Raw genomic sequence first — 11,670 nt, 5'->3', positions numbered from 1 at the left:
GCGCCGCGACAATCAAAAACACAAACCACTTGATCGCGGCTGAAAAGACCGCCATCGTCACAAACGTCGCGACCAAGGATTCTCATCCTGATTGACGCGCTCTTCTCACCCAGATTGTCGCGCTACAACAGCCTGCCGAACAACCTCGGCAGCGCTTTTCGCTCCGAAACGCACGCTTTCGAATTTATCAGGCAAAATCACTGGAAGCTGTTCGACGATGTACCAGTTCAGATGAGTGCTTTGAGCTTTCTGCCTGGTCACGTAATCCAATGAGATTGCGCCAAGGTTTCCCAGGAGAAGAGCTTTGTGATCGGCGCGCTGATCTTCATCATTCCACAGGATCAAGGGAGCTGTATTCCCGACGCCCGCTTTCGGGATAACTGCTGCGATCATCGTCCGCGCATCGGTTGCCCTAGCGATGTCCCGAAACGCGATCGTCCATTCAATGCCAGAAGGCAGATCGACCTCGCTTTCCGGCACCCGATATTGGGGGGTCGGCACGAAGTCAGGATCGGCCTTCTGCTCTTCCGATACCGCGCCGCTCAGCGCCGCGTTGTGCAAGTTTGCTTCGTTGACCTCAACTGATGCCGCTCGGTGATCGAATTGATGGACCATCCGCCCGACATATAGAGGCAGCCAGTTGCCCGACGCGCTTCCGAAAGTGTTACCGCCCAAGGGATAGGCTGACTCCTGCTCTTCGAGCTCTTTGCGGGTGCGGAACAAGCCAGAGTCGTTCGTCATGTGGAACATGGTCGCGTACTTCACCGGCCATGCCTTCACCTCCGTGCAATTAGACCGATCGACCAAAGGCACGGCATTGCCATAGATGACTGTCGTGAGGTCAGCGTCTCGCTTCGAACGGAAGATCGGTGCGGTGCCGGTATTTGGGTTGGCCTTGGTCTCGGCGCTGTCAAAGAGCAAGCCATCGGGCACGTCTTCACGGCCGCGCGGTGAAAGGTTTTGTTGGCGAAGGGATTCCGACCAACCAAGCGCTTCGAGGATCGGCCAGATCAAATCATCTTCGGTCTGGCTTTCGTTGGGTGTCTGGGAAATCGGAAAGCGATCGAAGATTGATCGAAGTGAGACTGCGAGCTGATCGAGATCAGCATCACCAAGCGCGTTCCACTCCGAAACGCCTTGAATGGTTTCGGTCAAGAAGTCGGGAGTAAACAGACTGCCCTAGCTTGCTATTTCACGGCTCAATGCTCGGATTCCTCATCATTTTTCAACAAGCTAGCAGGGTATCGACACTAAATCACGTCCTAAAGGCAGTGTTTCCGTCGCTGTCCACAGGTAAGGTCGTCGTACTTAGCTAGACAGCAGGCAGCGCTGCATCGAAGAATAGCAGGCAGTCTCAGAGGAGTGACCGAGCCTTTGGCGGCAAAGATTGCCTGGAAAGCGTTGCCAAGGGCCAGCGGAATGTTGGCACTTTACTGCGGATGGAAACGTCACAGACAATGGTCGCTGCAAGCTGGGTTCAGCCCGCAAGGACATCAATCAGGACTTCCCGCTGCGCGGCTTCGTGCTTTGCGATGATTGCGGGGAGCCGATGACCTCTTGCTGGTCGAAGGGCCGCAATCAGCTCTATCCTTACTATCTGTGCGACACGCCGAGTTGCTGCTCCAAGCGCAAGTCGATCCGCCGCGCCGATATCGAGGAAGGGGCAGAAGCTCTCCTGCGTGGTCTGCAACCCGCTGCGCAGGTCTTCAAGCTCGCGAAGGCAATCTTCACCGATATCTGGGAGATGCGCCGCGCTGATGCCCTGGGGGCCCGCAAAGCTATAGAAGCCCAACTCAATGACACCAGCAAGCAGATCGATAATCTGCTCGACCGCATCATGAACTCGACCAGCCCGTCCGTCATCGGGGCGTATGAAAAGCGTATCGAAGAGCTGGAACACGACAAGATCAGACTGGCACAACGGGCCGAGTCGGCGGTGCCGAGCGAGGCACGCCTGAGCGAATTTATCGAACCGGCCATGGCATTTCTGGCAAGTCCTTGGAATATTTATAAAAATGGCAACTTCGCCCTCAAGAGAACGGTACTCAAACTGGCCTTTGCTGAGCCACTGAGGTATAGCCGAAATGAGGGTTATCGAACCGCTGAAATCACCTTTCCTTTCAAGGTGTTAGCGGATTTTTCATCCCTAAAGTGCGGGATGGTGGGCAACCTAGGAATCGAATCTAGCGTGCGTCTCCGCGAGGGAGTTAGAGGCTGTAGAGTGCTTTCACTTCAGACATTCATCCAATACTCCACCTTACCCGGAGCTAAACTTGATAATCTTCGCGTCTGATCTGCGGGCAGGATTGTGAGCGGATTGGTTGCTCGAGTCCGGCATGTCATAGTTGTGTCGTGTTAGTGACTGCGTAATTTTGCAAGGACACCCGTCGCCTCCATTTGAGCTATGACGTTGTCGTGAATGGCTTGCAGCGCGTAGTAAGACTGCCTCGGCTTGCCCGTCCACCACAAGACCTGTTCGCCGCTGAAACGATCAACGGCAAGGCTCGCACTTGACTTGACATGCGCGTCAACGAACGCATCGAAACCTGTCGCGACCTCCTCGATCAGCGCGTGATCCACAAATTGCGGATATATCCGAAAACCTTCCGACAGGTTGCTCTCAGGCGCCGGAATCGCGTCTATCGGGCGACTGGACATGTAGGTGAGGATCTTTGGGACCTTGATCATCTCACAGAGTTCTCTGTACACGTCGCGATAGACAACACGGGCTCTACTGAGTAGCTCGCGCAACGCATCTGGATCGCGTTCGAGCAGATCTAGATAGATGGGCATCATGTGGACAGGCCGCCCGCCCTCAGGCGCAATGACCTGATTGCCACGGAAGTGTCGGTATGGCGGCGGCGCGACCGAACGGAGCGACATCACATCAAAAACGACGAACTCGGCACGGTTTGCAAGATCGACGAAGCCTTGGCCAAGATTGACATAGTCGTGGGGACTGGCACCGCCCATGCCCAAGTTGACCACGTTTATATCGAGAGCCTCCGCCAACATATACGAGAATGGCCGCTCTACGGTAGCACCGTAGACACTGGCTGCTCCCGCGACAACGGCATAGGGACGCCCCTCAACCCACGGACCGGGATGACGGAAGGCTTGTTTTGGCAGGGCATTGTACTTCACAGGTGCATAATCGACGATCTGGTAATCGCGACGATAGTAGAAATCTGGAATCTCTAAAGCATGCGCAGCAAGCGCCTCTCGAATCTCGGCGTTATGGGGATCACGTGCCAGCGCCTTTTCCAAGTCGCGTTGCTCGCTCGTGATCATCTCGACAAAACGAACGTTTTCAGCACCTTGGGCTTCTGACCTTTTCGGCTGCGAATCGTTCATTCTTTTCACCAATGCCACCGTAACGAATTTTGAATTCTCGAATTCAATTTTGACAAGTACTGTCAAATGCTCTCCAGTTCACTATCATCGAACCTCTGCCAATACAAAGCAAAATTTGCCGCTAGCTCTACCAAAACCCAGACGCAAGCCGGAGCCAGGATCAGGCGTGGAAAACGCGCTTGCGAAAGCTTGTTGTTGCCACGATCACTCCGGTTGCTACACAGAAAGGCGCGCATTTACCATTTCGCCCGGTTTGGCGGTCCAAGGCAAAGCTTCCGAAGCGCCCGCCGACACTCCTCCGATACCTTTCAGCCCCGAAATCGTCGGGGCTCGGCACATACTGACCGCGCAGCAGATTGCCAAGCGAGCCCGCTTGCAAGATGTATCGAGGCTCAGGCCGGTCGCGCAAGGCTTTACAAAACAATCGCAAATCGCAGACACGATCATTTGTGGGTTTTTGGGAGCAAAGCCTAAACTCTGTTTAAGTTTTGAGTCCAAAATGGTGGGCGACCTAGGAATCGAACCTAGCGTGCGTCTCCGCGAGGGAGTTACAGTCCCCTGCCACACCTTGCGGCCTGTCGCCCACTTGCCCGGAGCTGCGCACCAGACGTGGAGGGCTGATTACTAGCGGCCTGCGCAGGCGTCAACCGGAAAATCGCTTGCACATGCGGGCGCTCCGGTGCAGGGTCGCGCGCCTGAAAAGAGGGGTATGAACCCAATGAAAAAACCCCGTTGGGTGATCGAGAAGGAACAGGCGAGGCGAGCCTCTGCGGCGGAAACCGTGTGGCTGTTCGGTCTGCATGCGGTGCGCGATGCGTTGGAGAATCCGCGCCGCGAGAAGCTGCGGCTGATTGTGACTCGCAATGCCGCCGACAAGCTGGGCGAGGCGATTGCGACGAGCGGGCTGGAGCCGGAAATGGCCGATCCGCGCCGGTTCACCGCGCCGCTTGATCCCGGGTCCGTACATCAGGGCGCGGCGCTGGAAGTCAAGCCTCTCGACTGGGGGCCGCTGTCGGAGGTCTGTCTGGGCGACGGCGCGCAAGCGCCGCGCGTGGTACTGCTCGACCGGGTGACCGATCCGCATAACGTGGGGGCGATCCTGCGCTCGGCAGAGGTGTTCGGCGCGCGTGCGGTGATCGCGCCGCGCCATCATGCCGCCCCCGAAACCGGGGCGCTGGCCAAGACCGCAAGCGGCGCGCTGGAACGCCAGCCCTATCTGCGGGTGCGCAACCTTGCCGATGCGATCACCGAGTTGCAGGCCATGGGCTATGTCGTGCTGGGGCTGGCCGGTGAGGCCGAGGCCAGCATCGAGAGCGCATTGGAGGGCCGCCGCGACCGACCCGTCGCACTTGTGCTTGGGGCCGAGGGGCCGGGGCTGCGCCCGAAGACACGCGACACGGTCGATGCGCTGGTGCGCATCGGGTTCGCCAGCGATTTCGGCTCGCTCAATGTCTCGAACGCGGCGGCGGTCGCGCTTTATGCCGCGCGCGGCTGAGCGCGGGCGGCGGCATCCTCGAACACCGGCAGAAAGCGACCCTTGATCATCCAGGCGAGGCCAAAGGCGATAAGGCCGGTCGCCTCGAACACGAAGGTCAGGCGCAGGCTGTCCCAGAGTGCGGCAAGGTTCTGGGCGGTGCCGTCGGGGAGTATGCCCTGCAGAAGCAGCGCCTTGATCCCGAGCACGGCAACGACCGCGAAGATCAGCTTGCCCAGCACACGATACCATGCGTTGCGCCGGTCCTTGCGGTTGCCCGCGACCAGCGAGGCGGTGGAATTGGGCCGGGTGAAGACATAGGCCGAGAAGTATCCCAGGATCAGGAACATCACCCCCGCCGCGCCGAAATGCGCCAATTGCAGCAAAAGCGGCACATCGGCCCCGACGGGCGCGAAGCTGGCCCAGAAATCATAGCTGATGGTGCCAGTGACGGTGCCGCCCGGCGGGTGAAAGCCCTGTGAGCCCGCCGCATCAGTGAGAAAAACGCGTGCGACCTCGCCGGTATACGTGCAGCCCGAACCGGTGGTCGGCACGAAAGCCACCACCACGCTGGCCGCGCCCGCCAGTTTCAGCAGCATCACGTCATACCAGTGCCAGCCAAGGCAGCCTTCGCGCCCCGGTGCGCGGAAGCTGTAGAAGAACATCAGCAGGAGGCCGATGAAACTGAGCGCGCCGACGAGGATGTCACCGCCGAGGCGGCTGTAACAGTAATGGCTGATCGAGGCGTTGAAACAAGTGTTGGTCAGGACCGAGATCACGGCGAGCGAGAGCGGCAGGCCGAGGGCCACGTAGCCGACGCCGAGATTTATGCGGCGCAGGTCGATATCAAACGGCAGATCGCGCGGGGCTGTGGGGGGCGGGTCTGGCAGGTCGGTCATCGGGTGAAATCCTTTTGCGGAAATGCCACAACCCTACCATGTATCGCGAAATCGGGCGACGGTTTCGTTGGGCGGGCCCTTGGAAATCCCCGTCAATTGACCAATATGCAGCGCATGGGCCACAAGATCGCCACTTGCAATTATTGCGGCACGCGCGCGGCGCTGGTTCTCGACCGCGACCGGCACGAGCTGGCCTGTGCCAGCTGTGGCGCGCCGTTGCATGACATGAAGGCGATGCCCAAGGCCAAACTGGAGCGCCACCGCATCAAGGCACGCCCGACGCCGCAACCCCGGCAGGACTATAGCGACGATTTGCCGCCCGCGCGCGTGCCTCGCCCGCGCAAGCGGCGCAAAGGACTCAGTCGCCGCATATTTGAGGAAATTTGGGACGTGGTCGAGGACATATTCGACTGAAATCGACGGCGCATCGCGCGGATCACCGGTAGTCACAGCTATATTACAATCCCTTTTTATCCTGAAAATCGGACCTACATCTATTCCAGAGACGTCGATACGGAACCTCGGCGTCTCCTATCACTGTCCCTCGTTCCGCGACTGGCGCCCAAGCTTCGACTTGGGCGCTTTTTTCTTGGCCCGGTTCGTGATTAATGATTGCCATGAGCGAGACCTACAGCGATTCCCACCTGCGCGAGATCCTGACCCGCACACGGCGCGTGGCGGTGGTCGGCGTGTCGATGAATCCGGTGCGTCCGTCCTATTACGTAGCGCGCTACCTGAGTCTGAAGAACTACGAGGTGGTGCCGGTCAATCCGGGCCATGCCGGGCAGATGTTGTTCGGGCAAAAGGTGGTGGCGTCGCTGTCCGATATCGAGGGCGGGGTCGATATGGTCGACATCTTCCGCCGCTCCGAGCATGTGCCGCCCATCGTTGACGAGGCGCTGCAGGTGTTTCCCGGGTTGCGCACGATCTGGATGCAGATCGGGGTGGAGCACCCCAAGGCCGCCGAGCACGCGCGGGCGCGCGGGGTCGACGTGGTGATGGATCACTGCCCCAAGATCGAGTATCAGCGACTATTCGGCGAGTTGCGGATGGGGGGCTTCAATACCGGGGTCATATCCTCAAAGCTGTGACCGGGTTTTTTTGAGTATTTTTGGAACAGTGAAGAAGGGGAACGGGCTGGCCTCGGGCCGGGCTTGTGATAGCTAGGGACCATGACGCTCAATTCCGCCACACCCGATTTCATCGACAGCCTGCGTGCGGGACTGTCCGATGCGGCCTTTCGCGAGGCCGAGCCGCGATACTTCGAGGAGCCGCGCGGGCGCTGGCGGGGGCAAGGCGTGGTGGTGGCACCCGACACCGTGGAAGGCGTGGCGCATGTGGTGCGCGCCTGTGCGGCGGCGGATGTGCCGGTGCTGCCCTATGGCGGCGGCACCGGCCTTGTTGGCGGACAGATCACGCCTGATGGCCCGGTGCCGGTGATCCTGAGCCTGGAGCGGATGCGCACGGTGCGCGGGCTCTGGCCAGAGGAAAACGTGATGGTCGTCGAGGCCGGCGCGATCCTGCAGGATATTCATGACGTGGCCCAGGCGGCGGACCGGCTCTTTCCGTTGTCGATCGCGGCCAAGGGCTCGGCGCGTCTCGGCGGCCTTTTGGGGACCAATGCGGGCGGGGTCAACGTGCTGCGCTATGGAAATGCACGCGATCTGTGCCTGGGGCTGGAGGCTGTGCTGCCCGATGGGCGCATCTGGCACGGGCTGAAGCGGCTGCGCAAGGATAATACCGGATACGACTTGCGCAACCTGCTGGTGGGGTCCGAGGGCACGCTGGGGGTGATCACCGCCGCCGCGCTCAAGCTCTATCCGCGCCCCCATGGCGAAGGCACCGCACTGATGGTGGTAGAGGGGCCGCGCGCGGCGCTCGACCTGCTGGCACTGGCGCGCGATCATCTGGGCGAGGGCGTGAGCGCATTCGAGATCATGCACCGCCAGGGGCTGGAGTTTCTGGCCGAAACGCTGCCGGACATCCGTCAGCCGTTCGATGTGATACCAGAGTGGTTCGTGCTCATTGACGTGGGGCTGGCGCGGGGGCTTGACCCGGCGACGGCGCTCGAGACGCTTTTTGCCGACGCGTTCGAGGCCGGGCTGGTCAGCGATGGCATGATCGCGCAATCCGAGGCGCAGCGGCATGCGTTTTGGGAGGTGCGCGAGCAGATCCCTGAGGCGAACCGGCGGATCGGGTCGATAAGTTCGCATGACATATCGCTGCCGATGTCGGTGATCCCCGAGTTCATCGCACGAGGTGTCGGGGTGATCGCCGGGATCGGCGCGTTCCGGATCAACTGTTTCGGGCATCTGGGCGACGGCAACCTGCATTACAACGTCTTTCCGATGCCCGGGTGTGCCGGTGCCGATCATGTGGCCGCGCGCGATGCGATCAAGCGCGCGGTTCATGACTTGGTGCACGAAATGGGCGGCTCGGTCAGTGCCGAGCATGGCATCGGGCGGCTCAAGGTCGAGGATCTGGAGCGCTACGGCGATCCGGTGAAGCTGGCGGCGATGCGGGCGATCAAGGCGGCGCTCGATCCCAAGGGCATCATGAACCCCGGCGCAGTCCTGCGCGGCCCGTAGCTAGTGCCACTTGGCCAGCGGCGGCAGGCTCATCAGCACGGCATTGGCGTCATGCCCGGTGGCCAGCCCGAACTTGGTGCCGCGATCATAGACGAGGTTGTACTCGGCATAGAGGCCGCGATGCACAAGCTGGGTGTCCTTGTCGGCCTCGGTAAAAGGCTGCACCCGCCGCCGTTCGGTCAATGGCACAAATGCGGGCAGGAAGGCCCGCCCGATATCCTGGGTCAGGGCGAAATCTGCCTCCCAGTCGCCGGTGTTGCGGTCATCCATGAAGATGCCCCCGACGCCGCGCGCCCGGTGGCGGTGCGGGATGTAGAAATACTCGTCCGCCCAGTCCTTGAGGCGTGCGTAAAGATCGTCGCCATGCGGGGCGAGATGCGCCTTTTGCTGATCGTGAAAATGCGCGGTATCCTGCGCATACTCGATGCAGGGGTTGAGGTCCGAGCCGCCGCCGAACCACCATGCGCCCGGCGTCCAGAACATCCGGGTGTTCATGTGAACGGCAGGGCAATGCGGGTTCTGCATATGGGCGACGAGGCTGATGCCCGAGGCCCAGAAGCGCGGATCATCCTCCATCCCCGGCACGCCGCGCGCGGCCATAGCCTTTTGCGCGGCCTCGCCCAAGGTGCCGTAAACCTCCGAGACGTTGACACCGACCTTCTCGAACACGCGCCCGCCGCGCATCACGCTCATCAGCCCGCCGCCGGCGTCCGATCCGTCGTCGCTTGCGCGGCTGGTCTCCGTCACCTCGAAGCGGCCCGGCGCGGCTTCTGCGAACGGCCCTTCGGCGTGGCTCTCTTCCAGCCTCTCGAAGGCGGCGACGATCTCGTCGCGCAGATGGCGGAACCAGGCGCTCGCGCGGGCTTTTTTCTCGGTGAAATCGCTACTCATCGGGTCATTCCCTGGACTCGTTGTCGCATTAATGCGCCGGGGCTGCGACGGGATCAAGCAGGGTCCGCCCGCCATCCATGGTCATGATCTGCCCGGTCATGAAGCTGGAGCCGTCGCAGGAGAGATATTGCACCGCTTCTGCCAGTTCCATGGCCGACGCGATCCGGCCAAGCGGGGTGTGACACTCGATGTCGTCGCGGTAATCGCTGTGCTCGCGCAGCGTGTCCTTGAGCGAGGCGCTCATCACCGAACCGAATGCTACCGCGTTGACGCGGATGCGATACGGGGCGAGCGCCACGGCAAGGCTGCGCGTCATCTGGTCGAGCGCCGCCGAGGAGATCGAGTAGGCCATGAGATCGGGATGGGTGCGGCGCGCGGCGATCGAGGAAAGGTTGACGATGGTGCCCGCGACACCCTCGGTCTGGCCTTCGGCCTGCTTGATCATCCGCTTGGCGACCTGCTGGCTCATCCGTAGCGAGGTCATCAGGTTCTGCTGCAACAGCATCTCGACGGCGTCATCCTCGGGGTTGAGCGCATCCGACGGTACCACCTGACGACAGGCATTCACGAGAATGTCGATCTGGTCAAACGCGTCGATGGTGGCCGAGAGCAGATTGGCCTGCGCCAGTTTCTGCCGCAGATCGCCCGCGAAATAGCGCACGTTATCAGCCTCGGCGGCCTTGCCCAACTCGTTCTTGAGTTGCTTCTCGTCCATATCAGCGAACATGACATTCGCCCCCTTGTCCGCGAAATGCCGCCCGATGGCGAGACCGATCCCGTTGGCGCCGCCGGTCACGATGGCGGTCTTGCCCGCGATGGAGAATGACATGAAAGCGCCTTTCGAGCTGATCTTTAGGAGAGGTTAGGCGATTCTACCGCGTCTGACGAGACGGGTGACGCGCCTGAAGGATCTTGAAACGGGTGTCGCCCGCGACCTCTTCAACATGTTTGAAACGTTGCGCCAGCGTCGCCTCGTAGGGCAGATGGCGGTTGGCCACCAACCAGAGCGTGCCCGCAGGCTTGAGCGCGCGCGCCGCCGAGGCGATGAAGGCGCGGCCCAGATCGGGATCGGCGCTGCGCCCGGTGTGAAAGGGCGGGTTCATGATCACGCTGTCGGCGCGGCTGTCGGACTGCCACTGAGTGGCATCGGCCCAATGGAATGCCGCGCGGGGGTCGAGCACGTTGCGCTGCGCACAGGTGAGCGCGGCGTGATCGGCCTCCACCAAATCAAGCCGGGTGATGGTGTCGCGGCCCAGCACTTGCGCCGCCAGGTATCCCCAGCCTGCGCCAAGGTCGATCACATGCGCGCCCAGCTTCTCGGGCAGCGCGCGGGCCAGCCAATCCGAGCCCGGGTCGATCCCGTCAGCGGAAAACACGCCGGGTGCGGTGACATAGCCGCCCGCGATTTCGCTCTCGGTGCCACGCCAATCGGCGAAGTCGGCCTCCTCAGGCAGGGTGAAGATCTTGCCATGCGCCTTGGAGAGCGGCACGCCGGTCTCCACCCGTTTGCGGCAGTCCTTGAGGATCGATTCGACCCCGTCGGTCTTGTCGCCTTCGACAATCACCGGTCCGTCGGTCACCTCTGCCGCCTGCGCGATCAGGGCGCGCGCCAGCCGCTTTGCGCGGGGCAGGCAAACGAGGGCCGCCGCATAGCGCCCCTCGGGGGCCACCGCGCAATCGTAGCCGCGCGCGGCGAAGGCGTCGAAATCCGATTTCATCGTGGTGATAATGTGCACCCGCTCGGCGGGCAGCGCCGTGATGTCTGCCCCGGCGCGCGGCGCGATCACGGCGATACGTCCCGCCTCGGGCAGGGCCACAGTGCCGGATTCGATGGCAAGCGACAGGCGCGAGGGCGTGCTCACGCTATTCCTTTTCCATGGTGCATTGCAGCGGATGCTGATGGCGGCGGGCGAAATCCATCACCTGCGCGACCTTGGTCTCGGCAATCTCGTGACTGAACACGCCGACGACCGCGACGCCCTTTTTGTGCACCGTCAGCATGATCTCGAAGGCCTGCGCGTGCGACATGCCAAAAAATCGCTCCAGCACCGCGACGACGAATTCCATCGGGGTGTAATCGTCATTCAGCAGCAGCACCTTGTAGAGCGGCGGGCGCTGCGTCTTGGGCCGCGTCTTGATCGCGACGGAGGCGTCATCATCGCCACCCTCGTCCTTGCCCGGACCAGCCATTTGGGGAAACTGCACTGTCATCGCTTTGCTGTCGCACCCTTGTTGTGCAAAAGGTCCATCCGTTCGGCCCCTCTATATAACCTATACCCTCCTCGAGAAAAGGGGCAGCGCGGAATTCCCGGGGTCAATTTTTCGACATGGTGCTAACCGCCATAATTCACCACGGTCATTTTCTGTGCGGGCTCGTGCGGTTTGTTGCGTGCATGACCTTGCTGCGCAACCGGAGTGCTCGCCCCTGGGCTGAAGGCCGGGCGCTTGCTTGTTTTGAGGTATG

At 61.4% G+C, this 11,670-nt stretch carries 12 protein-coding genes and 1 tRNA gene; 5 read left to right on the top strand and 8 right to left on the bottom strand.

The window, feature by feature from the left end; all coding sequences use genetic code 11:
- Positions 1 to 105: 105 nt before the first annotated feature.
- A complete protein-coding gene (locus tag BHD06_RS21600) occupies positions 106 to 1,155 on the bottom strand; it encodes a hypothetical protein (protein WP_080459021.1) in 1,050 nt (349 codons plus the stop codon).
- Positions 1,156 to 1,387: 232 nt separating this feature from the next.
- Between BHD06_RS21600 and BHD06_RS21595 the strand changes: the two genes are divergently transcribed.
- The gene (locus BHD06_RS21595; protein WP_080459020.1) at positions 1,388 to 2,293 is read left to right on the top strand and encodes a zinc ribbon domain-containing protein; all 906 of its coding nucleotides are present in this window, start codon (positions 1,388 to 1,390) and stop codon (positions 2,291 to 2,293) included.
- Between the two features lie 62 nt (positions 2,294 to 2,355).
- Here BHD06_RS21595 and BHD06_RS21590 read toward each other — a convergent pair whose 3' ends face one another.
- Both BHD06_RS21590 and BHD06_RS23950 read right to left on the bottom strand, forming a co-directional pair.
- Complete coding sequence (locus BHD06_RS21590) at positions 2,356 to 3,420, bottom strand: DUF6473 family protein (protein ID WP_139784841.1); 1,065 nt, start codon at positions 3,418 to 3,420, stop codon at positions 2,356 to 2,358.
- 434 nt (positions 3,421 to 3,854) lie between these two features.
- Positions 3,855 to 3,938, bottom strand: a tRNA-Tyr gene (locus tag BHD06_RS23950).
- A 134-nt stretch (positions 3,939 to 4,072) separates the two neighbouring features.
- Between BHD06_RS23950 and rlmB the strand changes: the two genes are divergently transcribed.
- Positions 4,073 to 4,849 carry a 23S rRNA (guanosine(2251)-2'-O)-methyltransferase RlmB gene (rlmB, locus tag BHD06_RS21585; RefSeq protein WP_080459018.1) on the top strand — a complete coding sequence of 259 codons (777 nt, stop codon included), beginning with the start codon at positions 4,073 to 4,075 and terminating at the stop codon, positions 4,847 to 4,849.
- Here rlmB and BHD06_RS21580 read toward each other — a convergent pair.
- Positions 4,831 to 5,727: a hypothetical protein gene (locus BHD06_RS21580; RefSeq protein WP_080459017.1), complete on the bottom strand. Its 897-nt coding sequence runs from the start codon at positions 5,725 to 5,727 to the stop codon at positions 4,831 to 4,833. The two genes, rlmB and BHD06_RS21580, sit on opposite strands and share 19 nt — an antisense overlap.
- A gap of 105 nt (positions 5,728 to 5,832) precedes the next feature.
- Between BHD06_RS21580 and BHD06_RS21575 the strand changes: the two genes are divergently transcribed.
- The 3 genes from BHD06_RS21575 (at position 5,833) to BHD06_RS21565 (ending at position 8,315) form a co-directional block, all read left to right on the top strand.
- Positions 5,833 to 6,141, top strand: coding sequence for a hypothetical protein (locus tag BHD06_RS21575; RefSeq protein WP_254892560.1), 309 nt, complete (start codon positions 5,833 to 5,835; stop codon positions 6,139 to 6,141).
- Positions 6,142 to 6,344: 203 nt separating this feature from the next.
- Positions 6,345 to 6,818, top strand: coding sequence for a CoA-binding protein (locus tag BHD06_RS21570; RefSeq protein ID WP_080459022.1), 474 nt, complete (start codon positions 6,345 to 6,347; stop codon positions 6,816 to 6,818).
- Positions 6,819 to 6,899: 81 nt separating this feature from the next.
- Positions 6,900 to 8,315: an FAD-binding oxidoreductase gene (locus BHD06_RS21565; RefSeq protein WP_080459016.1), complete on the top strand. Its 1,416-nt coding sequence runs from the start codon at positions 6,900 to 6,902 to the stop codon at positions 8,313 to 8,315.
- Here the strand turns inward: BHD06_RS21565 and hemF are convergent, their stop codons facing one another.
- Genes hemF through clpS form a run of 4 tightly spaced genes read right to left on the bottom strand, consistent with a single transcriptional unit; the run spans position 8,316 to position 11,396 of the window.
- Positions 8,316 to 9,206, bottom strand: a complete 891-nt coding sequence (gene hemF / locus BHD06_RS21560; protein ID WP_080459015.1) for an oxygen-dependent coproporphyrinogen oxidase — start codon at positions 9,204 to 9,206, stop codon at positions 8,316 to 8,318.
- 28 nt (positions 9,207 to 9,234) lie between these two features.
- Positions 9,235 to 10,035: an SDR family NAD(P)-dependent oxidoreductase gene (locus tag BHD06_RS21555; protein ID WP_080459014.1), complete on the bottom strand. Its 801-nt coding sequence runs from the start codon at positions 10,033 to 10,035 to the stop codon at positions 9,235 to 9,237.
- Positions 10,036 to 10,078: 43 nt separating this feature from the next.
- Positions 10,079 to 11,068: a class I SAM-dependent methyltransferase gene (locus tag BHD06_RS21550; protein ID WP_080459013.1), complete on the bottom strand. Its 990-nt coding sequence runs from the start codon at positions 11,066 to 11,068 to the stop codon at positions 10,079 to 10,081.
- 1 nt (position 11,069) lies between these two features.
- On the bottom strand, positions 11,070 to 11,396 hold the full coding sequence (gene clpS, locus BHD06_RS21545) for an ATP-dependent Clp protease adapter ClpS (protein WP_176214455.1): 327 nt from the start codon (positions 11,394 to 11,396) through the stop codon (positions 11,070 to 11,072).
- Positions 11,397 to 11,670 lie beyond the last annotated feature (274 nt).

The sequence above is a fragment of the Roseovarius sp. A-2 genome, assembly GCF_002072155.1.
GTDB lineage: Bacteria > Pseudomonadota > Alphaproteobacteria > Rhodobacterales > Rhodobacteraceae > Roseovarius.
Note: the sequence above shows the minus strand (reverse complement) of the source record. Positions and strands in the feature narration are given on the sequence as shown.

Bases quoted from the DNA above. Each gene is read 5' to 3' on its own strand.
- BHD06_RS21570 (WP_080459022.1), top strand. From the start codon at position 6,345: ATGAGCGAGACCTACAGCGATTCCCACCTGCGCGAGATCCTGACCCGC.
- clpS (WP_176214455.1), bottom strand. From the start codon at position 11,396: ATGGCTGGTCCGGGCAAGGACGAGGGTGGCGATGATGACGCCTCCGTC.
- rlmB (WP_080459018.1), top strand. From the start codon at position 4,073: ATGAAAAAACCCCGTTGGGTGATCGAGAAGGAACAGGCGAGGCGAGCC.
- BHD06_RS21580 (WP_080459017.1), bottom strand. From the start codon at position 5,727: ATGACCGACCTGCCAGACCCGCCCCCCACAGCCCCGCGCGATCTGCCG.
- hemF (WP_080459015.1), bottom strand. From the start codon at position 9,206: ATGAGTAGCGATTTCACCGAGAAAAAAGCCCGCGCGAGCGCCTGGTTC.
- BHD06_RS21555 (WP_080459014.1), bottom strand. From the start codon at position 10,035: ATGTCATTCTCCATCGCGGGCAAGACCGCCATCGTGACCGGCGGCGCC.
- BHD06_RS21575 (WP_254892560.1), top strand. From the start codon at position 5,833: ATGCAGCGCATGGGCCACAAGATCGCCACTTGCAATTATTGCGGCACG.
- BHD06_RS21565 (WP_080459016.1), top strand. From the start codon at position 6,900: ATGACGCTCAATTCCGCCACACCCGATTTCATCGACAGCCTGCGTGCG.